Annotated in this window: 16 protein-coding genes; 13 read left to right on the forward strand and 3 right to left on the reverse strand. The window is 66.6% G+C overall.

From position 1 onward, the window contains the following. Positions 1 to 131: 131 nt before the first annotated feature. Genes ACQEV1_RS45880 through ACQEV1_RS45910 form a run of 7 tightly spaced genes read left to right on the forward strand, consistent with a single transcriptional unit; the run spans position 132 to position 6010 of the window. The gene (locus ACQEV1_RS45880) at positions 132 to 692 is read left to right on the forward strand and encodes an ATP-binding protein (RefSeq protein WP_433406115.1); all 561 of its coding nucleotides are present in this window, start codon (positions 132 to 134) and stop codon (positions 690 to 692) included. Continuing rightward, on the forward strand, positions 665 to 2212 hold the full coding sequence (locus ACQEV1_RS45885; RefSeq protein WP_433403588.1) for a hypothetical protein: 1548 nt from the start codon (positions 665 to 667) through the stop codon (positions 2210 to 2212). The genes ACQEV1_RS45880 and ACQEV1_RS45885 overlap by 28 nt, the downstream gene beginning before the upstream one ends. Next, positions 2181 to 2912, forward strand: a complete 732-nt coding sequence (locus tag ACQEV1_RS45890) for a maleate cis-trans isomerase family protein (RefSeq protein ID WP_433403591.1) — start codon at positions 2181 to 2183, stop codon at positions 2910 to 2912. Before ACQEV1_RS45885 ends, ACQEV1_RS45890 begins: the two co-directional genes overlap by 32 nt. Next, positions 2909 to 3721 (forward strand): hypothetical protein, encoded by an 813-nt coding sequence (locus ACQEV1_RS45895; RefSeq protein WP_433403593.1) that lies wholly within the window; start codon positions 2909 to 2911, stop codon positions 3719 to 3721. The genes ACQEV1_RS45890 and ACQEV1_RS45895 overlap by 4 nt, the downstream gene beginning before the upstream one ends. A 6-nt stretch (positions 3722 to 3727) precedes the next feature. Next, the gene (locus tag ACQEV1_RS45900) at positions 3728 to 4543 is read left to right on the forward strand and encodes a PfkB family carbohydrate kinase (protein WP_433403596.1); all 816 of its coding nucleotides are present in this window, start codon (positions 3728 to 3730) and stop codon (positions 4541 to 4543) included. A gap of 16 nt (positions 4544 to 4559) precedes the next feature. Continuing rightward, positions 4560 to 5522 carry a nucleoside 2-deoxyribosyltransferase gene (locus ACQEV1_RS45905; RefSeq protein ID WP_433403598.1) on the forward strand — a complete coding sequence of 321 codons (963 nt, stop codon included), beginning with the start codon at positions 4560 to 4562 and terminating at the stop codon, positions 5520 to 5522. After that, on the forward strand, positions 5519 to 6010 hold the full coding sequence (locus ACQEV1_RS45910) for a hypothetical protein (protein ID WP_433403601.1): 492 nt from the start codon (positions 5519 to 5521) through the stop codon (positions 6008 to 6010). The genes ACQEV1_RS45905 and ACQEV1_RS45910 overlap by 4 nt, the downstream gene beginning before the upstream one ends. Positions 6011 to 6040: 30 nt before the next feature. Here the strand turns inward: ACQEV1_RS45910 and ACQEV1_RS45915 are convergent, their stop codons facing one another. Next, the gene (locus ACQEV1_RS45915) at positions 6041 to 6550 is read right to left on the reverse strand and encodes a flavoprotein (RefSeq protein WP_433403603.1); all 510 of its coding nucleotides are present in this window, start codon (positions 6548 to 6550) and stop codon (positions 6041 to 6043) included. Continuing rightward, positions 6547 to 6906: a MazG-like family protein gene (locus ACQEV1_RS45920; protein WP_433403606.1), complete on the reverse strand. Its 360-nt coding sequence runs from the start codon at positions 6904 to 6906 to the stop codon at positions 6547 to 6549. Before ACQEV1_RS45920 ends, ACQEV1_RS45915 begins: the two co-directional genes overlap by 4 nt. Before the next feature lie 639 nt (positions 6907 to 7545). Here ACQEV1_RS45920 and pglW point away from each other — a divergent pair. Then, the gene (gene pglW, locus ACQEV1_RS45925; RefSeq protein ID WP_433403609.1) at positions 7546 to 11985 is read left to right on the forward strand and encodes a BREX system serine/threonine kinase PglW; all 4440 of its coding nucleotides are present in this window, start codon (positions 7546 to 7548) and stop codon (positions 11983 to 11985) included. A 19-nt stretch (positions 11986 to 12004) separates the two neighbouring features. On the opposite strand, the gene ACQEV1_RS45930 is transcribed toward pglW, so the two are convergent. Continuing rightward, on the reverse strand, positions 12005 to 12214 hold the full coding sequence (locus tag ACQEV1_RS45930; protein WP_433406117.1) for a helix-turn-helix domain-containing protein: 210 nt from the start codon (positions 12212 to 12214) through the stop codon (positions 12005 to 12007). A gap of 354 nt (positions 12215 to 12568) precedes the next feature. Between ACQEV1_RS45930 and pglX the strand changes: the two genes are divergently transcribed. Genes pglX through ACQEV1_RS45955 form a run of 5 tightly spaced genes read left to right on the forward strand, consistent with a single transcriptional unit; the run spans position 12569 to position 26193 of the window. Beyond that, entirely contained in the window at positions 12569 to 16216 is a 3648-nt protein-coding gene (pglX, locus tag ACQEV1_RS45935) for a BREX-2 system adenine-specific DNA-methyltransferase PglX (protein ID WP_433403612.1), read from the forward strand. Beyond that, complete coding sequence (locus tag ACQEV1_RS45940) at positions 16213 to 20046, forward strand: PglY protein (RefSeq protein WP_433403615.1); 3834 nt, start codon at positions 16213 to 16215, stop codon at positions 20044 to 20046. Before pglX ends, ACQEV1_RS45940 begins: the two co-directional genes overlap by 4 nt. Then, positions 20043 to 22775 (forward strand): BREX-2 system phosphatase PglZ, encoded by a 2733-nt coding sequence (pglZ, locus tag ACQEV1_RS45945; protein ID WP_433403618.1) that lies wholly within the window; start codon positions 20043 to 20045, stop codon positions 22773 to 22775. The genes ACQEV1_RS45940 and pglZ overlap by 4 nt, the downstream gene beginning before the upstream one ends. After that, positions 22772 to 24097, forward strand: a complete 1326-nt coding sequence (gene brxD, locus ACQEV1_RS45950) for a BREX system ATP-binding protein BrxD (protein ID WP_433403621.1) — start codon at positions 22772 to 22774, stop codon at positions 24095 to 24097. Before pglZ ends, brxD begins: the two co-directional genes overlap by 4 nt. Beyond that, positions 24094 to 26193 (forward strand): DEAD/DEAH box helicase, encoded by a 2100-nt coding sequence (locus ACQEV1_RS45955; RefSeq protein ID WP_433403624.1) that lies wholly within the window; start codon positions 24094 to 24096, stop codon positions 26191 to 26193. The genes brxD and ACQEV1_RS45955 overlap by 4 nt, the downstream gene beginning before the upstream one ends. Positions 26194 to 26265: the final 72 nt, after the last annotated feature.

A 26265-nucleotide genomic window follows, 5' to 3' on the forward strand; every position in this document is an offset into this window, starting at 1 on the left:
CCAACGCGCATCGATATCAGCGCCACTGATATCCGTCAACTTCACCGCACGTAAGGTCACGCTCACAGTGAGGGCGGGGTGACGCGACGGTGAGTAGCGCATGATGGCAAGAGCGGTGCGACAGCTGGGACCTGCCAGCAGAGCCCTCTATCGTCGGCAAGGTCCACGAGACGACCTGCGACATTCTCCCAACCTGGGGTTTGACCGCGTTAACCGACGATGTTGAGCTCATGGTGGATGAACTGGGCGCGAACGCCATCGTGCACGGACAGTGTCTGATCCGGCTATCGCTTCGTGTGGATGCGGCGGCAGACCGCCCTGATGGGGTGTTGGTGTGCGAGGTAGCCAACACCAGCCCGGTGATGCCGACGCAGCCGGGCGCGCCGGCTCGGGAGAGCGACGAGCACGGCCGTGGACTGTGGATCGTCGAGTACTCGCCGACGCATTCGGTGCCCACCCCACGAGAGGCGGCAAAGTCGTGTGGTTCAGGTATGCCCTTCGCGCAGGACGGGCGGCTTCATGAGTCCACAGCGAAAGATCGAGGCTCCCGGTCGGCACGTCTTGGTACTGGCCGGGGCGATGGGTCCCTGGCGGCGCTGGTCGTCGATTTCCGCATCAACGCGCTCGGAGTCTGTCTGCGCCGCCACGGACTCCGAAGAAGGAGGTGTTCATCGTGTCGTCAACGGTCGTGATTTTGGACTGCTACACCGTCGAGCCGAGTGGACTGGGGGTCCCCCCGTACTTATCCACCTACGTCCGCGCCGCCCATGGCGCCCTCACTACGGCGTACCCGCAGGCGGACGTGCGCTACCTGACGATCGATGACGTGCGCTGGTGCCTGTCCGGTGGCACACCGAGCGTCGAGCCTCCGCTGAGTGATCCGCGGACGTACTCGGCGACCACTAACCGCGAGCAGGCGTTAAAACTCCTCGCCGACGCGTACGTGGTCGTGGTGATCGCCGGCGATGCCGTCCCCTCTGTTCACCTCCAAGCGATCAACGGGTCGGTGGACGAGATCACGCGAGCGCTGGCGTGTACGCGCGGCCGGACGATACTTCTCGGCCCGCTCAGCACGTACGCACTCGCCGATCCCGCTACCTACGCGGGCCTGTTCGATGCGGTGCACACCCACACGATCACCTCTGGTGACCTGTTGCTGGGCAGCCGATCCGCAGCGACTTATCAACGGCTGGCCGCCGACCGCCGACCGTTTGAGGACTTGATCAGCCAACTCGCCTGGCGGCCGATGGCGGAGATCGAGCTGTATCGGGGCTGCACCCGCCGACGGTTCTGCTCGTTCTGCAACGAACCGATCAAGAGCGCCGCCGTGGACTTCCGTGACACTGGTGACGTCATTTCTGAGGCGGCGGAGTTGTATGCGGCCGGGGTCCGGCATCTGCGACTCGGGCAGCAGACCTGCTTCTTTTCCTACATGAATCGCGATTCCGCCGCGATCGAGGACCTACTCGGCGGCATCCGTCAGGCGTGCCCGGAGCTGGACGTCCTGCACATCGATAACGCCGATCCCCTTGCGGTGGCCTCCAACACCGGCGCGCAAATCGCCCGGCTGGTCGCGCGGTACTGCACCGAGGGCAACTGCGCCCCGATGGGAATCGAAAGCTTCGATCCGGCAGTGATCGCCGCCAATGCGCTGACCTGCACACCTCAAGTGCTGCTGCGCGCGGTCACCAACATCAACGAGGCTGGCGCCGACATCGGACCTGGCGGACTGCCAGTGCTCCTGCCAGGGTTGAACCTGATCTACGGGCTGCCCGGCGAAACCCACCGCACCCATTTCGAGAACCTCACCCACCTGGTGCAGATCCTGGACCAGGGCCTTTTATGTCACCGCATCAACGTCAGGCAAGCCCGCGCCTACCCCGGCACGCCGTTGGCGGCGATGGCCGAAGCAGCCCCACCGCCCTCGGCGGAGCATTTCGCCTCCTGGAAGGCGGACGTGGCACACGTGTTCGACGAGCCGATGAAACGCCGCGTCTACCCGACCGGACACCGGATCCGTGGCGTGCACTCGTTCTTCGTCACCAGCCGTGGCACCTGGCACCGAAGGTTGGGCTCGTATCCGATCCAGATCGTCGAACGCGGCACGGCCCGACCGCTGTCGGAGACCGTCGACATGGTGGTCACCGATCACGCGCCCCGCTTCATCTACGGAGAACGCGATGAGTCTGCTGATGCGACCAGCCCGGCGTAACCATCGGCACCGCCTGGCGCGTACGGCCGCACACGCCGGAGTGCTGGTGCCGTGGGCGAACACGGTGGTCGAGGCCGAACTACCTTCCTTCGCCGGCGAGGCTGTGGCCTGGCACTACGCCCGGCTGGTGCCGGCCAGCCAGGACACCGCGCTCACCGAAAACTTCCTGGCCGGACTCGTCGAGGCGGTGCCGCAGACCGTCCACCAGCTCTCGAAGCTGCCGTTGGAGCAGATCTACCTGGCGTGCACCTCAGCTGCGTTCACCCGCCCTGACCGAGTCCGCGACATCGTTATCGAGGCTGAGGCCACCATGCCGGTGCCGATCGTGACCGCTTTCGATGCGATCGTGGTGGCTCTGCGCCGCATCGGCGCGTCCCGGACTGTGCTGGCGACGCCGTACCCCGACGAGGTCACCGTCTGCGAAGCGACCCAATTCGACGCTGAGGGTATCGGCGTGATCGCGCTGGGCTGTCTCGGGCTGGCGGACGGTTACGCCGACATTCCGGATGGCCAGGTCGCCGCCTTGGTTACCGGACTCGGCAAGAAAGCGCTCCGGGAGGCGGACGCCGTCGTACTGTCGTGCACGGGCTGGCCGACCAGCGCCGTGGCACGAAGGCTGCGACGGCAGATCGGTAAGCCGGTTATCACCTCCAATCTCGCCATCGCACAACACGCCCTCTGCTCCCGGGACCGCCGATGACACCCACGACCTTCAACTCCGACCTGGTCGACACCCTGCTCGGTCTCACCACCGTCGTGGCCGAACAGGGCGATGTGAAGGCGGCAGTGGAGGCCAACCACGACGACAACCAGTGGTGGCCGGGGTATGTAGCCGACTGGCGGGTCCGAATGGCGGTCGCCGGCTGGAGCACGCGAGTTTCGTACGCGATGGTCGACACCTACGCGAACGTGGTGAAGACCGCCGACGCCCACGGCTGGGACGCTCTAATCGGAATGGACGACAGCGAGCTTGCCAGCCTGATCCGTCCGCTGGGCTTGGCCGAGGCCCGGATCCGGTACCTCCGCTCTCTGCAAGCGTTCCTCTCCGAACCTGACGCGGCCGGCGGGGATGTATTGACCATGCCCGCCACACAGCTGATCACCAACTTCGCCGCCCGCGTCGACGGTGCCTCCTTCAAGGTCGCCCAGTGCGCAGCCCTGTACGCCCGCGGCTACCACTGCGGCATCATGCCAGTCGATTCCGGCATGGTCACCCGGCTCGCCCCCTGCCTCGGCCTCACGCTCGACCGTGGCCCGGCGGCCCACGAGCGAATGCGGTGCCTTCTGGAGAACTGCGTGACCGCGGACCCCACGCCATACCGAGACCTGATCGACAGTTACGGCTATCGCGTCACCATCCCAGGCCATGCCGCCCCGAGCTGGTGGCTGCACCTGGTCCTCATCTACTTCAAGCGCCTTTACCTCAATCGGCCCGTGAGCGCCCGCCTGTGCCCGCTGCGGCCGGTCTGCCCGCACGTCCTCGACTGCGACCATCTCCGGCGAGAGTAGGCAAAGATGGGCCCGCTTGGCGTAATCGGCAACATCTCCCGCGATATCTCCGTCTACGCCGACGGCCGCCACTATGAACTGCTCGGCGGTGCCGCACTGCACGTCGCCCGAGCCGCAGCCGCCGCCGGGCTGTCCGCCGCCCCCGTCTCCGTCATTGGAACCGACCTCGCCCCGATCCACCACGATCCACGCCTGACCGGCCTCGACCTGACGGCCGTGCACATCGACGCCCAGCCCTCATGCGTCTTCCGCCTCGCCTACACCGCCGACGGAGACCTCGACGGCATCGAGTGCGAGTTCGGTGCCGCCATGGGTCTTACCGAGCACGCCCTCACCGTGGTCGACCGCTACGCCTCCCTGCATGTGTGTTGCCGTCGTCCGCTGGATGTCGCCCGCGTCCTACGCCGCTTGGCAGCGGCCGGGCGGGCCTTCAGCGTCGATTTCCATCTCGCCAGCGCCCAGCAACTCATTCAAGCCGCGGCCGAGGCGCTACCGCAGGCAAGGGTGGTCTTCGTCAACGCCGTCGAGTTCACCACCCTGACCAATCACATTGAGCCGTCCCAGCTCGCGAACCTCGTCGTCTCCAATGGCCCCCGCCAGGCCACCCTGCTGCGGTACGGGCGCCCCGTCGCTACGGCGCAGCCACCCCCCGGACCTGTGGTCGAGGTGACCGGGGCCGGCGACGCCCTCGCCGGCGCCTTCCTCGCTCACCTCGCTCATGGAAAACGCGCCGAAGAAGCCCTGCCCGCAGCCGTAGCCGCCGCCAGCCAGACCACCCGACACGCTGATCTGAACATCTCAACCGACGGATCTCACCGATGAGGGAAGGAGCGACGCCATGCCGTTGTACTACGTCGCACACCGGCTTTTCGCGGCGCACGACCGGGCCCTGGGCGCCTACGTCGCACATGAGCTCACCGAACGAGTCGGCGACCAGGCCGTGTTCCTGCCGTTCTGCGATACCGACGAGGAGAACCTGATCGCCGACGTCAAAGGTCGGCGCCTGTACGAGTTAGATGCGATGCGACTGCGCCGCATCGACGGGATGATCGCCGTACTGCACGGGCCAAGCCTGGACGACGGCGTGTGCATGGAGATCGGCTACGCCACCGCCCTCGGCGTGCCCACCGTCATCCTCACTACCGATTTCCAGACCTACAGCCCTGGCCCAGAGGCGTCGGCCATGGCGTTCCCGGATCCCCTGATCGAGACGGTCGCCGCCACGATTGTGCGCCAACACAGGCTGAGTGCGCCCCAGCTGCCGGTCGACGGGCCTGACCGCCTCAGCGTGTTCTTGAACCAGAACCTGCGGACGATCGCCACCGCCGCCGAACACGCCGCAGAGGCATTACTTGCAGCCCGTCCCATCGAGGTTCCGGCGCCTCTGCCCGACGCGGTCGACGGGCAGCGCTTGGCGTTCATTGAGCCCTCGCCGTACCTGCCCGCTGATCTCTGGTCTCAGGTCGTCGATCACCTGCTTGCTGCGGGATGGCGGGTCCATGTCTCTCGAAGGTTCCGCGATCAGGATGACCCGCTGAAAACCGCCCAATCGGATTGGAATGCCTTCTGCCGCGCCAGCCTGACCGTCGTCGATGTCCGAGGACCGGAGACACCGCCTGGAGCCGCGCTCCTGATCGGTGCCAGCGCCGCCACCGGCCAACCGGTCCTAGCCGCCGCCGACGGCTGGTGGACCTTCGCCGATGGCCGGGAGCCGAACTGGAGAAACCTGATGATCCAATACGCCGTCCACGGACGATTCACCAATCTGGGCGAATTCACCAACCTGGTCCAAGCACGATGACCGCCGATCTAACGGCCTGGGCCACGCGCTACGACATCGTCGTATTAGAGGGATGCGACGGAGCAGGCAAGACCACCCAGGCCGTCGCACTCGCCACCGATCACGGCTACACGATGGTGCACGCCGCCCGCACTCCCGAAGGAACGGATCTGGCCGAGCGATACCGCACGATCCTCGCCCGGCCCGGTCGGCTGGTGCTCGATCGCAGCTTCGTCAGCGAACTGGTCTACGGCCCTCTGCGACACGGCCGGTCCCGACTCAACCGCACCCAAGCCGCCAAGCTGGCGGCCATCGTGACCGCACGCAATGGCGTCTTCGTACATCTCACGGGCACCCCCGAACAGATCGCCGCCCGGCTTACGGCCCGCGACGGTCACGCCCCCTCGCTGATGGAAATCGGTGCCCTCATCGCCGGCTATAGCGAAGTGTTCGCCTGGCTCGCGACCTGCGCACCGGTCATCACCGTGCCTGCCGCCGCAGCGGCCTAACCGCCATCGAGCCGTGGCGACCTCGTGGTTCTACGCCCGAGCCAGGACGTCGAGAAGCAGATCCCACAGATATGCCTCAGCCGCGTGGCGGCGATCGCCGTCAAGCACCGTGACCCCGGCCGCGCGTAGTGACCCGATGTTGGGCGCCACCGCGGGATGCGCGGCCAAGGCGTCATTGATGTACGGAACGGTGATGATCGGAATGCGCTTGCCAATGGCCTCATTGATCAGCCCAAGGGCCAGAGTGTCACTGATACCGGCCGCCCACTTGTTCAACGTGTTGAACGTCAGCGGCGCCACCAACATCGCATCAGCTGGCGGCAGCACGTCCGGTTCGGTCGGCAGCTTGTAGGTACTACGGACGGGATACCCGGTCAGCTCAGCCAGCGCTTCAACGTCTGCTTCGATCCAGCGCGCGGCGGTCGGAGTACAGATCAAACAGGCATCGAAGCCGCGATCGTGGACCTTGTCGATCAAGGTACGGATACGCAGGGCGGCCGGCGCCGCGCATGCAACGACGTAGACGACGCCCTCCTTCACGCGTTTGGGCCATCTTCGATCCGGCCCGAATCACCAGCCTTGACCAGAACACCGTTAGGCAACCGGCGGTACGACCGCCCAGCGTTCTTAACCATCTTCGCCTCGACCTCGTCTTGGAGGTCGACCCCGATCATGTCAGCCAGCGCCAACAGGTAGATCGCGGCGTCCGCCAACTCCTCGCCCACATCTGGGCGATCCTTACGCCACGCGTCGAACGCCTCGGCGATCTCGCCTTGCAGCAGGCAGAACTCCAACGGGACATCGGTGGTGTTGAAGCCCTTGACGTGCTTGTTCTCCATCACGAGCTTTTGCGCTGACCGGACGTCCACCGCTCCTCCGCACCCGTTCGTCGTCATCTGCGGGACATACGTGACTGCCGATGAAGATGGGCCATGCTTCGAGGCCCGAGCCTATCGGTCACGTGGGAGGCTATAGACAAGGATCGCTAGAGTTCTTACTGAGGTGAACTGTCGGTCTGCAGTGCTGGAAGTGGCTGATTGATCCACACCTTGGCCGGGAGCGGCGGCGGGAGGGCCACCGTCTAAACGTTCGCCGCATCCGTCCCGCACCGGACCAGCCGACCTCAGAGACGTACGATGGCTCGGGAGACCACCCCGCGATCCTCGGAACTCCGCCGACGACCTGGGTTGCGTCCACGGCAGGGCTTATAAGCGATCGGTGCTGGCGCCAGCCACTGAGCTACCAGGCTTATCCCACGACCTCGTTGCGCTACCGCATACGATCCCACCTTGTCATCGCCCAGATCCCTAAATTCGGTCCAGCAGATTCTCCTGAAATGCGTTACCGCCCGGCCACCGCAGCGCCGCTGCGGCTACCCCGCCCCGTCAGGCTGCGTGATGCCCAAACCTGGCGAAAAGCTTCGCAGTAGGATGTAGTCCGATTGGGGATAACCCGTGCCTATCAAGTGACTAGAACTCCCGGTACCATCGACCCCTTCGGGGATTGGTTGCGAGCGTGTGAGTTGGGGGCGGAGAGTGCCGGCATCTGACAGGCCGAGGCCGGGTCCGCCGCCTTCGGCGCGGCGCTGGTTCCAGTCACGCCGGTCCCCGTATCCATGGGAGCAGGACGCTCTCGACCATGTCGAGAAGCTCATGCCCAAGAACGAGCCGTATCGCGCCTGGGCCACCTTCTCCTTCACGGCCAGGTCCGGCCGGGTCAACGAGTGTGACCTGTTCATGGTCACGCCGGGAGGCCTGTACCTGGTCGAGCTGAAGGGACACCCCGGCAGGGTGGTCAACAACGGCTCGACCTGGCGTTTTCATGGTCGGGACCGGGTCCGGACGATCAACAACCCGCTGAATCTCACCGATCTGAAGTCCAAGGAGCTCAGGAGCCAGCTCAGGTGGGCGGCCGATCAAATGGCGGCCGCGCGCGGAATGGAGATACCCCGGATCCAGCCCGCGGTGTTCCTCAGCGATCCCCATTTGGTCTCCGAGCTGGACGAAATCCAGCGAATCAATGTGTACGGCCGGGAAGACGTGGACACCGGCCTGAGCCAGATCTGGACGGACCTGCTCGGCAGGGCCCCGCAGCGCGAAAACCGGCGGATCACCCCGCAGTTCTCCCGGCTACTCCCCGAGCTGATGCGCCGGATCGGCATCTCCCAGTCGCAGGCACATCTGGACTTCGGCGACGGCTGGAAGCTCGAACCACGGCCGATGGACGCCGGGCCGACGTGGGAAGACCGCCTCGCCCGGCGCGACGACATCGTGCGCGAGGAAGGCCGCGTCCGCGTCTATCTCGTCGACCACACCGCACCCGAGACGATCCGGCTGTCGGTGGACCGAGCCGCGCGGCGCGAGTACCAGGTGCTCCAGGGCATCAATCACCGCGGCATCGCCGAGGCCGTACAGATCCGCGAGCACCAGGGCGGCCCGGCGATCCTGTTCCGGCATCGCCATGACGACCTGCGGCTGGACTCCTACCTCGACGTGCACGCCGATTCGCCAAGCCTGACCCCGGAAGTGCGGCTGGACATGGTCCGGCAGCTCGCAGAGGCCGTCCGCTACGCCCACAACCGGTCGCTGTACCACCGGGCACTGGCGGCCCGATCCGTCTACGTCTCGGCGAGGGACGACGGCTCACAGCCCGTGCTCCGGATCACCGACTGGCAGACCGCCGCCCGCGACTTCGACACCACGGGCGGCCGGACGATCGGCAACAGCCCGGCCAACGCGGAACACCTAGAGGACAGCGCGCAGGCGTATCTCGCTCCAGAATTCGACATGCCGCACGCCGACCCGGTGGACATGGACGTGTTCGGCCTGGGAGCCGTCTCCTACCTGGTCCTCACCGGTCAGCCGCCGGCGGCGAACCGGTCGGGGTTGATCGACCAGGTCCAGAGGCACGGCGGGCTCCATCCGATCGGCGTGGCCGACGGGCTGGCAGGTGACCTCGACGACCTCGTCTTCCAGGCCACACGCGGTGAGACCAACGACCGGCTGGCGTCCGCCGACAGCTTCCTCGCGGCCCTCGACCGGATCGAGCAGGACATCGCCGCGGCGGAGGGCGCCGGTCCGGAGGACTCCTGGGTCGGCGTCGACCCGCTCTCCGTGCTTCCGGGGCAAGCCGTGGACGGCGACGCCGACGGCACGTGGATGGTGGAGCGGGTCCTCGGTACGGGTGCCACCGCGCGGGCGTTGCTGGTCGCCCGTATGGTCGAGAACGAAGACGGTACAAAGGCTCGCCAGGACCGTGTTCTCAAGGTCGCGCTCGACGAAAGGAGGGCCGCGCAACTCCGCAGCGAGGCTCAGATCCTGGAGCGGGTCGGTGGCGGGGCGATCGTACGGCTACTGGCCGGGCCGCGGACGCTGGCCGAGCGCACGGTTCTGGACCTGGAGTTCGCCGGGGACCGTTCGCTGCGGGCGCTGCTGAGCGCCGAGGGCAAGCTCACCTACCACCAGCTCGCGGAGTTCGGAGACGATCTGTTCCGCGCGCTCAAGGATCTGTCCGGGAAGGGGGTTCGCCACCGGGACCTCAAGCCGGACAACTTCGGCGTCCTGCGACGGAATGATCGGACCTGGGAGCTGAAGCTCTTCGATTTCTCCCACGCGGCCGTCTCCGACCGGGACGTCACGACGGGCACGCGCGGCTACCTCGACCCGTTCCTGGGCACATCACGGCGGCCGGACTTCGACGACCATGCCGAACGCTACGCCGCCGCGGTGACGCTGCACGAGATGGCGTCGGGGCAGCGGCCGGTTTGGGGTGACGATGCCACCGACCCGCGCACCGTCGCGGACCCTCCGCTGTACCTGGCCGTGGAGTTGTTCGAGCCGGCGTTGCGCGAGGGCCTGACCGCCTTTTTCACCAAGGCTCTGCATCCGGATGTCGCCAGCCGCTTCGACACGTTGCGGCTCATGGAGGAGGCGTGGCGGGAGATCTTCCGCAGCGCCGACGCCACGGCTCCGGCGAGCACCCAGGAGACGGCGTCCGTCCAGGCGGACGGCGACCTCGATCCGGCGGAACTGGAGCGGCGTCGGGACGAGGCCGCTTCGAAGGCACAGCTTGAAACGAACCTGGACGCCGCGGGTCTATCTCCACGGGCGGTGTCGGTGGCGGCGTCGTTCCAGGCGGCTACCGTCGGTCAGCTCATCGACGTGCCGCTTTACCTGATCGCCCGGGCTCGCGGCGCCGGGGCCGTCGTACGCAAGGAGCTCAACCGCCGGCACAAGCAGTGGACGGCCGCGCTGCGCGGCCCGGGCGGGACCCGGCGGGCCGAGCCGGGTGAGGTGCTGAACGCGTCCGAGGCCCCGGGTGACGCCGACGCCCCAGGCTGGCTGCGGGTAGACGAGCTCGCCGCGCTACTCATCCCGGCCAGCGGACGCAGGAACTCCAGCAAGGCGTCCGTCGTACGACTGACCCTGGGTATGGCCGACCCGGACGCCGGGGACCCTAGCGACCTTGACCTTTGGCCCACGCAGACGGAGATCGCGCGCAGGCTCGAAGTCAAGCAATCGACTGTGTCCCGCCACCACATCGATGCGATCAAGATGTGGATCGCCGATCCCCGCCTCGGCGCCGTACGGGACGAGTTGGTCGCGACCCTCACTGGTGCGGGCCGGGTGATGACGGCTACCGAGCTCGCGGCCGATCTGCGCGCCCGGCGCGGCGCCGCCGACCAGGAGCCCGGACAAGAGCTGGTCAAGGCGCTGGCCGTTGTACGCGCGGCCGTGGACACCGAGACGTTCATCGGACCCGGTCAGGCCGAGGGCCACGAACCCCGACTGGCTGTCTCGCGGCGTGGCTCGCGGGTCATCATCGCCCTGGAGTCACTGCCCGGCACCGACGACCCAGTCCCGCGCGAGCTGACCGACTACGCTCTCGCTCTCGGCGCTCGAGCCGACATCCTCGCGACCCGCGAACCCCTGCCGGGCAGAGCGGAGGTGATCCGGGAACTGCGATCGGTCACGCCGCCGCACGGGATGACGCCGCTGGCCGACACCCGGCTGGTGGCACTCGCCTCCGCCGTCGCCCAGGACGCTGTGGCCTCGCCACGCCTGGAGCTTTACCCGCGCGGGTTGTCGCTGGCCGAGGCACTGAGGATCTCCCAGGCCGCCGCGGGCGTCCGGGCCGACCACGGCATTACGGTCGCCGACCTGCTCGCCCGCGTCCAGGCCCGCTTCCCCGACCTGGCCGTGTACCGGCCGACGCCGACGTACGTGGTGGTCGAGGAGGCGCTGAAGGAGGCGGGCTTCCCGTTCGACTACGACACCGAGGACCAGCGTTTCCGGCCGCCGGCGTCGGCGACGTCGTGGAAGTCCTCCACCGGAACGCTCACCGGTCTGTTCGGCGCACAGGCCGCTCCCGGTGCCCAGACCCCCGCCGACTCGATCGACGCCAGGCTTATCGCTGCTTCCCAGCAGGGCGGATTCGTCGCCCTGACCCTGCACGTGCGTTATCTGCCGGACGCGCCGCAGCTGCTGGCGACGGCGTACCCGGTCGTCCCGGTAGACGTCACTTCAATGTTCCTGGAGGAGTTCCGGTCGCTGGCTGCCGAGCACGGCACCGCGTGGGAGAAAGTACTGAAGGCCGACGAGAAGCTGACCCGTACCGGCGAGATGCCTGGCGGGCTGCGCTCGTACGTCACCCGCGTGTTCCCCCGGGTGACCGAGCGCCTGCTGTCCTCAGAGGGGTCTGAGAAGACTGTGCTGTTGCTGCACAACGCGGGACCGCTCGCGCGCTACTTCGACGTGGGTGGGCATGAGTTGCTCACGCGGTTGCAGCAGGCCGCCCGCCGGCCTGACGAGGAACCGCACGGGCTCTGGCTGCTGTGCCCATCCGAAAACGCTAGGGCCGCCCCCAGCCTGGACGGCAGGATCGTCGAGGCGATCGGCGGCGACGCGGAGTGGGTCGTGCTGAGCCGGTCCTTCCTTGCGCAGCTCAGAGAAGAGAGTCTTCCCCGGTCAGGCTGATCTTGTGATGCGCCGAGGCTTATATCTCGAAGGCGAGCGCGGCCGTCCTGCGTGGGACGCTGCCACGAGTCCGTAAGGTGGCTGGCCAGATCAACACGCGCCGTATCGTGCCGTAATCGCAGCCGATCCGCTGGGCTACCTGCCGAATCGACCAGCCTTGCGCGTAGAGCTTTACGGCGTCGTACTCCCAGTTCTTTGGCTCGGAGCGCTCACGTGCGCGTTCGGCCAGGTCCGTCTAAATCGGACAGACAGTAGCGACAGTGGCCACCGGGAGTACATGTCGCTGGCAGGCGTCTGGCCCATGCCCACTCGCCAACGTCGTAACGGTGACAGCGAGGTACCGAGAAGCTTCACAGGGTTAGTAATTGATCATTTTGCATCCGAGGGGATCCTCATGCCGGTTTGCAGCGCCGACGCTTTCGCGTGGAGTTGCCAGGCCGCCGGCGTGCTGGGGGTGCCACCCGTACACCGGACAGACGACCACTTGCGGTCGTGCGTCGTCTAAGGTCTTTTCTTCCCGCTGCCGACACTACGATCGGCCAGTATCTGCAGGCGGTTACGGGCGGCACCATGGGGGCGCGGAATGAATCAGGCGGCACTGCTGAAGGATCTTCGTGGGCAGGTCGCTGCTCTTGAGGCTGATCTGCGTGAGCGAAGCGAGACGGTCGAGGAGTACCGTTCCGCGCTTACGGCAGAGTACGCGGCGGCTCGTGAAGCACAGCGGATCGCCGCCACGTACACCGCCTGGCGTGACGAGCGGGTCACTCAGATCGCGGTGGCCTGGGTGCTGGCCACCGTCTTCGTGCGGTTCTGTGAGGACAACGAGCTGATCGAGGCGGCGTGGATCGCCGGCCCTGGCGAGCGGCTCCGTGAGGCCGAGGACCGACACAACGCCCACTTCCAACAGCATCCCGAGCAGAACGACCGGGACTGGCTGATCGCCGCGATCCGGCACCTGGCCTCGACGAATGAGACCGTAGCCGGGTTGTTCGACGAGGCACACAACCCGCTCTGGGAGATGGACATCTCCTACGATGCGGCGAGCGCTCTGCTGGCCTTCTGGCGTCGGATCGGCCCGGACGGCGAGACCGTCCACAGCTTCACAGACCGCGAGTGGAACACCCGCTTCCTCGGCGACCTCTACCAGAACCTCAGCGAGAGCGCTCGCAAGACCTATGCACTGCTCCAGACTCCGGAGTTCGTTGAGGAGTTCATCCTCGACCTGACGCTGAAGCCGGCGATCAAGGAGTTCGGCCTGTCGCCGGAGTGGCGGTACCGGCCGTCGAAGTGGCCCGGCCCCGAGGGCGAGATGCCGACCGGCCTGCGCACCATCGACCCGGCCTGCGGCTCCGGCCACTTCCTCCTGGGCATCTTCCACCGGCTCCTCGCGAAATGGGAGGAGACTGAGCCCGGAACCGACCGCTGGGAACTCATCCGCCGCACATTGGAGTCCGTCCACGGCTGCGATAAGAACCCCTTCGCCGTCGCCATCGCCCGCTTCCGCCTACTCCTCGCCGCCCTCCGAGCAGCAGACGAAATTCGACTCGATCGAGCTCCCATCTTCCCTATCAACATCGCCGTCGGCGACTCGTTGTTGCACGGCCGCGGTGCTGAATCAGTCTCCGAGGGCCTATTTTCCGCAAATGAGCCCTTCACGTACGCCACCGAGGATATATACGATTTCACCGCTCGATGCGACCTCCTCGGCAAAGCTTCGTATCACGTGGTGGTCGGAAACCCCCCCTACATAACGGTTAAAGATAAGCAGGAGAAAGAGAACTACCGAATCTACGACGCTTGCGCAGGAGCATATGCACTGTCGATACCATTCGCTCAGCGCATTTTCGAGCTTGCGATCAAAACTGGAGGAGCTGACCGGTCAGCCGGTTTCACTGGCCAGATTACCGCGAATTCTTTTATGAAGCGAGAGTTCGGAAAGAAGCTAATAAACCCGTTCTTCACCTCTGTAGATTTGACTCATGTCATTGATACCTCAGGCGCCTATATTCCTGGCCATGGCACACCTACAGTGATTCTCATTGGTCGGCATCGAACCCCATATCAGAGCGACCCAATTCGCGCCGTGCTGGGCGTTCGCGGCGAGCCATCTCAGCCTGCAATCGCGGCTAATGGCCATGTCTGGTCGGCCATAAAGGAACAGATTAACCTACCCGGAAGTGAATCCAACTGGATAAGCGTTGACGACTTGCCTCGCCAACGCTTGGCATCATTCCCATGGAGTCTTAGTGGAGGTGGGGCTAGCGACCTGACGAGTCAACTCGAAGATAGTGCCGCCGATTATTTGTCAGCCCATATTATCTCTGCAGGATTTATGGCAGTTACGCGAGAGGATGAAGCATATTTCATCGGAGGTGATGCGGCACGGAGACTAGGACTCCCCGAATCAGAGATACTGCCCGTCGGCGGAGGCGCAAAACTACGAGACTGGAGTATATCACCAGAGACGTTTACTATCTTTCCATACAATACAGAAGGAACAGTAGCTCGTGCGTCGGCAGGCGTTCTGCGCCACCTCTGGAGATATCGTCGCCTGCTAGCCGACCGTCGAGCGCTCTCGGGAACACAAGAAGACCGAGGTCTAACTTGGTACGAATACTCCGACTTCTACCCGGAACGTTGGACTTCTAATCTCAGAATATCATACGCAGAAGTTTCCACTCATAATCATTTCAAACTCGATCGCGGTGGAGTTGTCTATATTCGCACCGCACCCGTCATCAACTTGCCGGAGAGTTCCACAGAGGATGACCATCTAAAACTCTTGGGATTGCTCAATTCATCCACCGGATGCTTTTGGCTAAAGCAAGTCAGTCACGATAAAGGAATTCGCGGAGAAGGAGGCGGCTTCACCAGCAACAGCTGGGAGCGATTCTATCAATTCAATACTACAAAGCTTCATCGGTTTCCAATTCCAGGCCGATTGCCCCTAGAATGCAGTCGGGTCATCGACGCACTAGCCGAAGAATACGTAAAATATGAGCCCGCCGTCTACTTCATGTCATCGATACCCACACGCAAGAGCCTTGCGAGTGCGCGTGAGCACCAAGAAGCCATACGGTCCCGCATGATTTCACTTCAAGAAGAATTGGATTGGCAGATTTATGCCGCCTATGCTTTGATCTCCAAAGAAGACGCCGCTAAATTGACCGCCTCAAACATCGGGGCAATACCTGATATACAGCTTGGCGAACGCGCATTCGAAATATCTCTCGCCCGAACACTCGATGACGACGATTCGGCCGGTGAATGGTTTGACCGACACGACTCAAAGCCAATCAGATATGTTCCGACAGAATGGCCATATGAATATCAGCGAATAGTTCAATCTCGAGTCGCTATAATCGAAAAGCGCAAACGCGATATTGGCCTAATTGAACGGCCGGAGTTTAAACGTCGCTGGGCAACAGAACCGTGGGAGAAGAGAGAGCAAGCAGCGCTGCGCACCTGGCTGCTCAATCAGTGTGAGCGGGGGAACCTCTGGTTTGGGCTGCGGGACGGGCTCAGGCATCCGCGGACGTTGACCGTCAGCCAGCTCGCCGACCAATTCCGGAACGACGAGGACATGCTGAGCGTCGCCGACCTCTACGCCACCAACCATCTCGGTAAGCGGGACATGCCTCTGGTCGAGGTGCTGGAGGAGGTCATCAAGGATGAGCACGTCCCGTACCTCGCCGCCCTCCGCTACAAGGACGCCGGGCTGAGCAAGCGCGCCGACTGGGAGCAGGTCTGGGAGCTTCAGCGCGAGGAGGACCGTACCGGGAAGCGGCTCGACATCGCCATACCGCCGAAGTACACCAGCGCCGACTTCAAGAAACCCTCGTATTGGAGCAACCGCGGGAAGCTGGACGTGCCCAAGGAGCGGTTCATCTCCTACCCCGGCGCGAGCCCGGACGCCGACGACACGCTGCTGCTCGGCTGGGCCGGGTGGGATCACAAGGATCAGGCGCAGGCGCTCGTCAACCTTGTCAACGACCGGACCGAGCAGGCCGCCTGGGACACCGAGCGGCTGACGCCGATTCTCGCCGGGTTGCTTGAGGTCATGCCCTGGGTGCATCAGTGGCACGGTGAATACGATGCCGACTGGGAGGGCGTGCCCGCCGAAGAGTTCCAGGCGTTTCTGGACGACCAGCGCGGCAGGCACGGGCTGACCGAGGAGAAGCTGCGCGCCTGGCGGCCGGCCGCCGGTCGTGGGAGGAAGAAGAGGTCATGACGAGTCCCGCCGAGCTCTACCTACGTGACGTCTTCGACATCCCCGAGGACGTCCACGCCGGTGACTTCAAGATCGAGCTTTCCGGTGGGTTCGGCGAGGCGCGGCAGCGGGTCGACGAGTACGTCGTCACGCCGCAGCTCAAGGAAGCCTTCCGCAGGTCGCTGAACATGGTGAAGGCCGGCGTACGGGACGGCAAGTCCGAGGCGGCCTACCTGCACGGCTCGTTCGGCTCCGGTAAGAGCCACTTCATGACCGTGCTGCACGCCGTGCTCGACAACGACCCGGCGGCGCGGAGCAAGCCGGAGCTTCAGGACGTCATCGCCGCGCACGACGAGTGGCTGCGGGGCCGCCGGTTCATGATGGTGCCGTTCCACCTCGTCGGCTCGGCCGACCTGGACTCGGCCATTCTCGGCGGCTACGTCGCCGCCGCCCGCCGCCTGGGCCTGTCCACTCCCCCGGTCTACCGGTCCGACGCGATGCTGGCGGACGCTCGTCGACAGCGAGAGTTCCTCGCCGACGACGCGAAGTTCGTCGCGTGGCTCGGCGCCGAAGGAAGCGCTCCACAGCCCGACGAGGACGATCTAGAGGACCTGGACAGCCTCGGCCCCGGCGGTTGGAGCGGCGCGAAGCTGGACCAGGCACTCAGCGCGCCGTTCGGCGATCCGCTCCGTACGGCGCTGGAGTCGGCGCTGCTCGACGGGCCGATGAGCTCCTACGCCACGGGCACGCGAGGGGCCTCCAGCGCCTTCCTGCCGCTGGAGAACGGCCTCGCCGTGATGAGCCGGCACACCCAGCAAAACGGCTACGACGGGCTGATCCTCTTCCTGGACGAGCTGATCCTGTGGCTCCAGGCGCACATGTCGAACCAGGAAATGGTGAACAACGAGGTCGGCAAGCTGGTCAAGCTGATCGAGTCAGGCGACACCGACCGTCCCGTCCCGATCGTGTCGTTCATCTCCCGGCAGCGGAACCTCTCCCAGCTCGTCGGCGCCGACGTGATCGGCGCGGACGCGAAGAACCTCGAAACCCAGGTCGAATACCTCGCCGGCCGATTCACCGTGATCGAGCTGGAGGACACGAACCTCCCCGAGATCATCAAGAAGCGGGTCCTCAAGCCCAAGCCCGGGCAGGAGGCCGTCCTCGACGAGGCGTTCAAGGGCGTGGAGTCCAGCAACGCGCGGGTGAAAGACGTGCTGCTGGACGTGCACGGCGCCACGCACGCCGACTGGAGCGATTTCCGCGACGTCTACCCCCTGTCGCCCGCGCTTCTCAACGTCCTGGTCGCCCTGTCCGGCGCGCTCCAGCGCGAGCGTACGGGTCTCAAGTTGCTCAGCGAGATGCTGCGGCAACGCCGCGACGACATGAAGATCGGGCAGATCATTCCCTTGGGCGACCTGTGGGATGTGCTGTCCACCGGCATCGGCGAGGCGTTCACCAACGAGCTGCGGCAGGAGTCGGAGGCCGCGACCCGGCTGTACGCCAAGGTTCGCGCGTACCTCCTGGAGAAGTACGGCAGCGAGACCGACGAGCGGTTCCGCGCCGACGAGCGGATCGTCAAGACGCTCATCCTGTCGGCGCTGGCTCCCGACGTGTCGGCGTTGGCCCGGCTCACCGGCGACCGGCTGGCCGCGCTCAACCTCGGCTCGATCCGGTCCCGCACGGTCACGCCCGGGAAGGTCGTCGGCGCTCGGCTGCGGGAGCTGATCGGTGCCGGGTTCGGGGAGATCCGCGCCGACGGTGACGTCGACCCGGTGTTCAGCCTCCACCTGACCGATCTGGATGTGGAACCGCTGTTGGACCGGGTCGGCGAACAAGACAACATGGGGGCTCGCCGGATCTGGGTGAAGGACCTGCTCTGGAAGGCCCTCGGCGTCAAGGACAGCGGCGCGTTCGTATGCGAGCGTGAGCTGGTGTGGCGGGGCAGCCGGCGTACGGCGGAGTTCGTCTTCGAGAACGTACGGGACGAGTCCGCGCTTCCGGAGGTGCAGTTCAGACCAGGGGTTGAAGGCCGGATCCGCTTCGTTCTGGACTACCCGTTCGACGCCCCCGACAAGTATCCGAGCGACGACCTCGGCCGAGTGGACCGCATGCGCCGGGACGGCTTCACCGCCGACACCCTGGTCTGGCTTCCCGACTTCCTGTCCGGCCAGCGATCGACCCAGCTCGGGCGGCTCCTGAAGATCAAGTATCTGCTGGAGCGCGACCGGCTCTCCGACTACGCCAGTCACCTGGCCGAAGATCAGCGCATCCGTGTTCAGCATCAGCTTCAGGCCCAGCTCGACACGCTCACCTCCGAGCTCACCAGCGTGCTCCAGCAGCTGTACGGGATCTCAGGCGGTGACGAGGGGAACGTGTCGGCCGAGGTGCCCGAAGGACGGCACATCTTCTCCTTCAACCTCGACTACCAGCGTCCCCGGCTGCACGGGGGCGCAGGTTTCGAGTACAACCTGAAGGCGCTGGCCGACGGCCTCCTGAAGCAGATCTATCCCAAACACCCCGACCTCGACCTCGCCGGTCGAGGCCGGGCCGTGACAACCGGCGAGCTGAAGACCGTCCTGGCCTGGATCACCAAGGCGACGGAGGACGGTTCGCTGCGCACCGTCGTCGAGCGCGACAAGCTGGCGTTGCTCCGGCAGATCGTGCATCCCCTCGAACTCGGTGAGGTCCACGACGGACCGCTCAACGTCTCACGCGAGTGGCAGCGCCGCATCGACCAGCAGGCCGCCGCCCACCGGAACAGCGGTCCCGACTACGGCGTCGAGGAGATCCGCAGCTGGATCGAGGAACTCGGCTGGACCGGTCTGGACAAGCCGGTCGCCAATCTGATCATCGCCACGTACGCGCTGCTGTCCAACCGTGCCTGGGTACTCAACGGCTCGCCCGTCGCCGAGCCGCCCGAGCTGGAGCGCATCGGCACCGGCTGGGCCCTGCGCGCGCAGCCGATGCCGACCGAGGATGACTTCGCGGCGGCCCGCGACCGCGCCGCGAGGATCTTCGGCATGGCCGTCCCGGCTGGTGTGTCGGCGGGAAACGTCGCCAAGCTCGCCGCCCAGTTGCGGGACGCGGCGTCCGCGCGCGAAGCCGCCGTCAACGGGCTTCGCCACGCACTGGGTCGTCACGCGACGGACCTGGGGGTGGCCGAGCAGACGCCTCGGGCCCGCTCCGTACGGCATGCCTCCGACCTTCTCGCCCGGCTGTCACGGGCAGATGCGTCTCCGACCGAGCTGGTAACGGCCCTGGCCGCCGCCGCGTACGACGTGTCCGACGAGGTGCTGGGCGCCGCGATCAGCTCCGCGGCCGAGGTGCTGGGCGCGCTCGACGTGGCGGACTGGTCGCTGCTGCGGAGCGTGCGCGGATTCGTCGGCCGGACCGACGTCATCGGCGAACGGGCCGAGCGGCTCCTCTCCGAGCTCGCCGAGGCCGCGAAGGACGACGAGTTCACCCGGCGGCTCGCCCCGGTGCTCACCAGTGTCAGGAGCCAGGCCGTGGACCTGATCTCCGAGGCTGGTCGGCTCGCCGCCCAGACACCGCCGACACCTCCGGAACGGCCGGCTCAACCCGATACACCGCGTGGCAGCGCCGAACAGGTGAGCCTGACCCAGACCGGCGAACCGAGAGTCCCCTCCACACCACAGCCCCGATCGTCGTCGGAGAACTCCGGCATCACCACCGCCGCACAGGGGGAACGACGCGCCGCGTCGAGCCAGGTGGAGAGCACCCTCGCACTGGTACGGGAGGAGATGCGACGGTACGCCGAAGAGCATCCGGGCGCTGTCTTCGACATCATCTGGCGTGCCGCCGAGGCGGACCGTGAAGGCGACACGCGATGAGTGCTCCCCCTCTCGTCAACCGGCGGATCCTGGAGGCGCTGCTGGAAAACCGCCTGCCCGAGGCGCGGGAGCACGGCCGGGAACGCCGGTTGGTGCTCGTCCACGGAAGGTACGACCCGGTCGCGCCTCCGGAGTTCACCACCCGGATCGGCGCCGACCAGCTCAGCGTCCGGGTCAGCGATCAGACGTCAGTGCTGGGGATCGTCGATGCCTGGCAGAGCCATCGCGCCTCAGCCGGGGCCGACGACACGGCCGTACTCGTCGTGACGACGGGGGTCGACGATGAACTGCTGGGTGTCGACCTGCGCGGGCACGCCCTCGAACGCCGGGTCCTGAGCGTCGACCGCGGGGAGATCGTCAAGCAACGGTTCGGTGCCGCCGACCTCGACCCCCGCATTCGCCGGGAGAGCTGGCTCATCGATGCGCTGCTGGACGCCGAGCCCGCCGAGGGATGGCGTACGGCGCCGGCAGCCGGCGCCTGGCGGCGCAGCGGCGGTGCCGTCCTGACGCGCGACGCCGCCGTACGTTCCCTGATCCAGGCCCGACTCTTCGCCGCCGACGCCGCCCCGGAACGCAGTCTGGACGCCGACACGCTGCTTGCATGGTCGCGTACGCCTGCCGGGGCCTCCCGATTCGCCGAGTTGCCGCCAGCCGAACGCGAGGGTCTCACCGCCTGGCTACGGGAGACCGTCGGCGAAGCCGTGACGGTCCTGCTGACGCTGGCGGCGGCCGGGCGCGGCACGGACGCGATGGCGCTCGGTGTCGTCGGTGCCGTCCTCACCGACCCGCACGCCTCCGCCGACGCCGCGCTGGCGGTCGGCGGCCTGTTCGCAGGTGTCTCCGCCCGGCCCGACGAACTGCGCGCCTTCACCGCCGCCGTGCACGGCACTCTTGCCCGCTGGATCACCGAGGCGGAGACGGGGCGATCCGGTCACGAGGCGGCCCGGGCCCGCGTCATGGCCGTACTCGACCGGGCCGACGAGCTGGCTTCCGGTGCGGGCCTGAGCGCAGCGTTGGCCGATGACCCGTTCCTGCCGTCCGCGCTGGAGGAACGGCTGCGGAGCCTGGCCGCCGCGCTCTCAGTCTCCCCGCAGGCCGCCGAGCAAGCATTGCAACGGCTCACCGACCATCGACTCGCCGGTCTGTACGGCGATCGCTGTCACGTGGCTCGAATGGCCGTGTGCCTGCGCCGCTGGCTCGCCACCCCGCTGGAAGTCCCCGAGTCGGTCGCCGCAGGCGTACGAGAACATCTGGGTTCGCTCGGATGGGTGGACCGTGCCAAAGCGGTCCTGTGGTCCGGTGACCCGGGTGGTGATCCGGTCGTGGGCCAGGCGTATCACGCGATCTTCGAACAGGTGCGAGCGCGGCGCGCGGAACTCGACCGTGTCTTCGCCGATCGGCTGGCGACCTGGACGCCGAGGGCGAGTGCCCAGGCGCCGGAAGGCTGCCTCCTCATCGAAGAGGTGCTGGCGCAGGTCGCCGTACCTCTAGCCGGAGTACGAGCCCCGCTCATCGTCGTACTGGACGGCATGAGCGGCGCCGTCGCCACCCAGCTCGGCGAGCAGCTCACACGCCAAGGCTGGATCGAGGCCACCGCCGCGCCGGGAGGCCGCCGTGCCGCCGTCTCGATGATCCCCTCGGTGACGACGGCGAGCCGTGCCTCGCTGCTCTCCGGCAAGCCCGTCTCCGGCGGACAGACGCTCGAGACCGAAGGATTCACGACCTTCTGGGCTCGGCACCGCCACGAGGCGCTGCTCGTCCACAAGTCAGACATCCCCGGTGCCGCCGGGCGCCGGCTGGCACAACCGCTCCTCGACGCCCTGGCCGGAGAACAAGTCGTCGGCGTCATTCTCAACACCATCGACGACGCCCTTGACCACGGGCGCCAGGGGCCCAGGATCGACTGGCAGGTCGAGGACATCACGCACCTGGTGGACCTTCTGGCCGCGGCGCGCGGGGCAGGGCGTCCCGTCGTTCTCGTCTCCGACCACGGGCACGTCCTCGAACTCGGCGGCTCTGGATCCAAGCCCCTGGACGTCCCCGGTGCGCAGTCGTCGCGCTGGCGAACCGGCACCCCGGTGGAAGGGGAAGTGGAACTCTCCGGTGCCCGCGTGCTGGAAAACGCCGGGCGGATCACCGTGCCGTGGCGCGAGGACATCCGCTACACCCCTCGGAAAGCCGGCTATCACGGCGGTGCCTCACTCGCCGAGATGACCGTGCCCGTCCTCGTCATGCTTCCCGGCATCGATCTGCTACCGAGCGGATGGACGGTGCTCCCACCCGAAAAGGTCACACCGGCGTGGTGGACGGGGCGCGACGCCGTCCAGTCCGCTCCGCTGCCCTCTCCCACACCGGCCCGGGGACGGCAGCAAAAAGAGACGCTGTTCGCCGTCGCGACGCCCGCTCCATCGACCCTCGGCATGAAGGTCGTCGGGTCACCGATCTACGCCGAGCAGAAGAAGTACGTCCGCAAGGCACCGGACGCCGCGCAGGTCGCCGCGGTGATCGACGCGCTCGCCGCCGCTGACGCGCGGCTTTCCCCGGCGGCGGTCAATTCCGCCGCCGCTGAAGCCGGCGGCCGGGCGCCCCGGGACCCGGACCTGTTCGTCACCATGTTGCAGCGTCTGCTCAACGTCGAGGGGTACCTCGTCCTCGGGCTCATCGACTCCGGCCGTACCGTCGAACTCGACGTGGCCCTGCTGCGGGAGCAGTTCGGAGTGAACTCATGACTGGGGCCGTGCCGGTCAGCGCCGCCCGGCGGCGGGAGGTCATCGACGCGCTGCGCCGGGGCACGGTGCCGCAGTCCGGGCTCGACCTGTTCGCGGTCGGGCTGGACCGCTTCGCCGACGCGCTAGATGAGGAACTCACCACGGTCAGCAAGGGTGGCGCCGCGTTCCATGCCATCCGCGGCGAGTACGGATCGGGTAAGACGTTCTTCGCACGCTGGCTCGGCGAACGCGCCAAGCGGATGGGGCTGGCCACCGCGGAGATCCAGATCTCTGAGACCGAGACGCCACTGCACCGGCTGGAGACCGTCTACCGGCGGCTCACCGAACGCCTCACCACGGCCACCCATCAGGCGAGCGCGCTGCGCGCGGTCATCGACTCGTGGTTCTACACGCTGGAAGAAGAAGTCCTCGACGCCGGTGAGGTCGACGAGTCCGACGAGACAGCCCTGACGGCGGCCGTCGACACCTTGATGGAGCAGCGGCTGGCCGACGTCGCCCGTACCACGCCTGCCTTCTCGGCGGCCCTGCGCGGCTATCACCAGGCAAGATCAACCGGGGACACCGCGACGGCCGAGGCCCTGATCGCATGGCTGGGCGGGCAGAAGTCAGTGGCGGCCTCAGCGCGCCGTTCGGCGGGAGTACGCGGGGATCTCGACCACTTCGGCGCCCTCGGATTCCTGCAAGGGCTGTTGACCGTGCTGCGCGACTGCGGCCATCCGGGGCTGCTGGTCGTACTGGACGAGATCGAGACGCTGCAACGGGTCCGCGGTGACGTACGAGAGAAGGGGCTCAACGCACTTCGCCAGCTCCTCGACGAGATCGACACCGGTCGGTTCCCCGGACTGTTCCTCGTGATCACCGGAACGCCCGCCTTCTACGACGGGCAGCAGGGCGTCCAGCGGCTTCCTCCGCTCGCGCAACGGCTCGCCACCGACTTCACCACCGATCCCCGGTTCGATTCACCACGAGCCGTGCAACTACGCCTGAACGGATTCGACCTTGCGCGGTTGGGCGAGCTGGGCCGGTCCGTACGCGACCTGTACGCCGGTGCCACGCGGCAATCCGCGCGGATCGTCGAGCGGGTCGACGACGCCTATGTCGCGGAGCTGGCCACCGCTGTCACGGGCGGGCTCGGGGGCAAGGTGGGCATCGCGCCACGGTTGTTCCTGCGGAAGCTGGTCGCCGACGTCCTGGACCGTGTCGACGCCTTCGAGGACTTCGACCCTCGGCTGCACTACGCCCTGACACTGTCCAGCGCCGAACTCAGTGAGACCGAGCGCAACGCCGCTTCCGCCGGGGACATCGACCTGGACATCTCGTGAACCTGGACCGCCTTTCGCCCGTCGTGATCCATCACATCGTCAACACCCTGAACTGGCGGTCGCTGCGGCCGCTTCAGAAAGAGGCGATCGGGCCGCTGATGGACGGGGCGGACGCGATCCTGCTCGCGCCGACGGCCGGCGGCAAAACCGAGGCCGCAGCCTTCCCACTGCTGTCGGCGATGGAACAGCGGCGCTGGACCGGGTTGTCGGTGCTCTACGTCTGCCCGCTTAAGGCGCTGCTCAACAACCTGCTGCCCCGGTTGGAGTCCTACGCCGGATGGCTGGGCCGCAGCGTCGGCCTGTGGCACGGCGACGTCACCCAACGGTCGCGGCAGAAGATTCTCCGAGATCCGCCCGACATCCTGCTTACCACTCCCGAGTCGATCGAGGCGATGCTGGTCAGCGCGAATGTCGATCACAAGCTGCTCTTCTCCGGTCTCCAGGCGATCGTCATCGACGAGGTGCACGCCTTCGCGGGGGACGACCGCGGATGGCATCTCCTCGCGGTCCTCGAACGCCTGACCCGGATCGCCGGCCGTCCGGTCCAGCGCGTCGGGCTTTCGGCGACCGTCGGTAATCCATCTCACCTGCTGAAGTGGCTACAAGGCTCCAATGCCGGGCGCCGGTCCGCCGAGGTCGTGGCCCCTGGGATAAGTGGTTCTGCGGCACCGTCCGGAGACATCGAAGTCGACTACGTGGGATCGGTGTCCAACGCGGCTACTGTGATCGCCGGGCTGCATCGCGGCGAGAAACGACTGGTCTTCTGCGACTCCAGGCAGGTCGTCGAAGAGCTCGGGGCGGCTCTTCGGACGCGCGGGGTGACCACGTTCCTGTCGCATGCGTCGTTGTCCCTGGACGAACGCCGACGCGCGGAGCAGGCGTTCGCCGAAGCCCGAGACTGCGTGATCGTCTCCACCAGCACGCTTGAGCTGGGCATCGACGTCGGAGACCTGGACCGCGTCATCCAGATCAACGCCCCAGCGACGGTCGCCGCGTTTCTGCAGCGCCTCGGCCGGACCGGCCGGCGGCCGGGAAGCACCCGTAACTGCCTGTTTCTCGCTCTCGACCGCGATTCCCTGGTCTGGGCCGCTGGCCTGCTTCTTCTGTGGAGCCGCCGCTACGTCGAACCGGTCGACGCGCCACCGGAGCCGAGGCATATCGTGGCGCAGCAGTTCCTCGCCTTGTGCCTTCAGAAGCACAAGGTAGGAAGCCGATTGTGGGTCGAGCAGTGGAACGGGCTCGCACCATTCGGCCAGAGCGCTGCGCCCATCGTCGCGTTCCTGGTCGAGAAGGGCTTCGTGGACCAAGACGGCGAGTTCCTCTTCATCGGGCCCGAGGCCGAAGCCAAGTTCGGCCGCCGCCACTTCATGGAGATGACGTCCGTCTTTACCTCCCCACCGCAGTTCACCGTCCTGTCCGGCAGACACGAGATCGGCCGGGCGGACCCGATGCTGCTCACCGAGAAGATCGACGGACCACGCGTCCTGCTACTCGGCGGCCGTAGCTGGAAGGTTACCTGGATCGACTGGAAGCGACGGCGCTGCTTCGTCGAGCCCTCGGACCTACACGGCAAGGCCCGCTGGCTCACCGTGGCCTACTCCGGTGCTGACTTCGCCCTGACTCGTGCCTGCCGCGATGTACTGCTGGGCGCCGACCCACCGGTCCGGCTCACGCGGCGGGCCATTCGTGCGCTCGCCGAGGCCCGGGAGGCCAACGTCGGCACGGTACATCCGGGAGGGACCGTCATCGTCCGCAAGGGCGATGACGTCCGCTGGTGGACGTGGGCAGGATTCCGCGCCAACGCAACCCTAGCGGCCACCCTGTCGGGTCTGGCGGACGAAAAACAGCGATTCACTGACGAATGGGTGCGCCTGCGCAGCGATCTCACACCGGACATGTGGCGCGAGGGAACCACCGACGCCAGCGACCGTCTTTGTCTCCCCGACATCGACGACCGAGCACTGCGAGGATTGAAGTTCAACGAGGCACTGCCCGATCGGCTCGCAATCGCCACCCTCGCCGCCAGACTCGCCGACCTCGACGGCGCCGCAGCCACACTCTCCGAACTAGTCAGGTTCCTCACCCACGAGACGTGAGACTCCGACACAGGGCCCGGACACGGCAGTGACCGATCAGCGGACCGCGCGACCGGCCGTGACGATTACGGC

The organism is Actinoallomurus sp. CA-142502 (assembly GCF_050936355.1).
Classification (GTDB): Bacteria; Actinomycetota; Actinomycetes; order Streptosporangiales; family Streptosporangiaceae; genus Actinoallomurus; species Actinoallomurus iriomotensis.

Bases quoted from the DNA above. Each gene is read 5' to 3' on its own strand.
- ACQEV1_RS45910 (WP_433403601.1), top strand. From the start codon at position 5,519: ATGACCGCCGATCTAACGGCCTGGGCCACGCGCTACGACATCGTCGTA.
- ACQEV1_RS45900 (WP_433403596.1), top strand. From the start codon at position 3,728: ATGGGCCCGCTTGGCGTAATCGGCAACATCTCCCGCGATATCTCCGTC.
- brxD (WP_433403621.1), top strand. From the start codon at position 22,772: ATGACTGGGGCCGTGCCGGTCAGCGCCGCCCGGCGGCGGGAGGTCATC.
- ACQEV1_RS45895 (WP_433403593.1), top strand. From the start codon at position 2,909: ATGACACCCACGACCTTCAACTCCGACCTGGTCGACACCCTGCTCGGT.
- ACQEV1_RS45905 (WP_433403598.1), top strand. From the start codon at position 4,560: ATGCCGTTGTACTACGTCGCACACCGGCTTTTCGCGGCGCACGACCGG.
- ACQEV1_RS45920 (WP_433403606.1), bottom strand. From the start codon at position 6,906: ATGACGACGAACGGGTGCGGAGGAGCGGTGGACGTCCGGTCAGCGCAA.
- ACQEV1_RS45940 (WP_433403615.1), top strand. From the start codon at position 16,213: ATGACGAGTCCCGCCGAGCTCTACCTACGTGACGTCTTCGACATCCCC.
- ACQEV1_RS45890 (WP_433403591.1), top strand. From the start codon at position 2,181: ATGAGTCTGCTGATGCGACCAGCCCGGCGTAACCATCGGCACCGCCTG.
- pglZ (WP_433403618.1), top strand. From the start codon at position 20,043: ATGAGTGCTCCCCCTCTCGTCAACCGGCGGATCCTGGAGGCGCTGCTG.
- pglX (WP_433403612.1), top strand. From the start codon at position 12,569: ATGAATCAGGCGGCACTGCTGAAGGATCTTCGTGGGCAGGTCGCTGCT.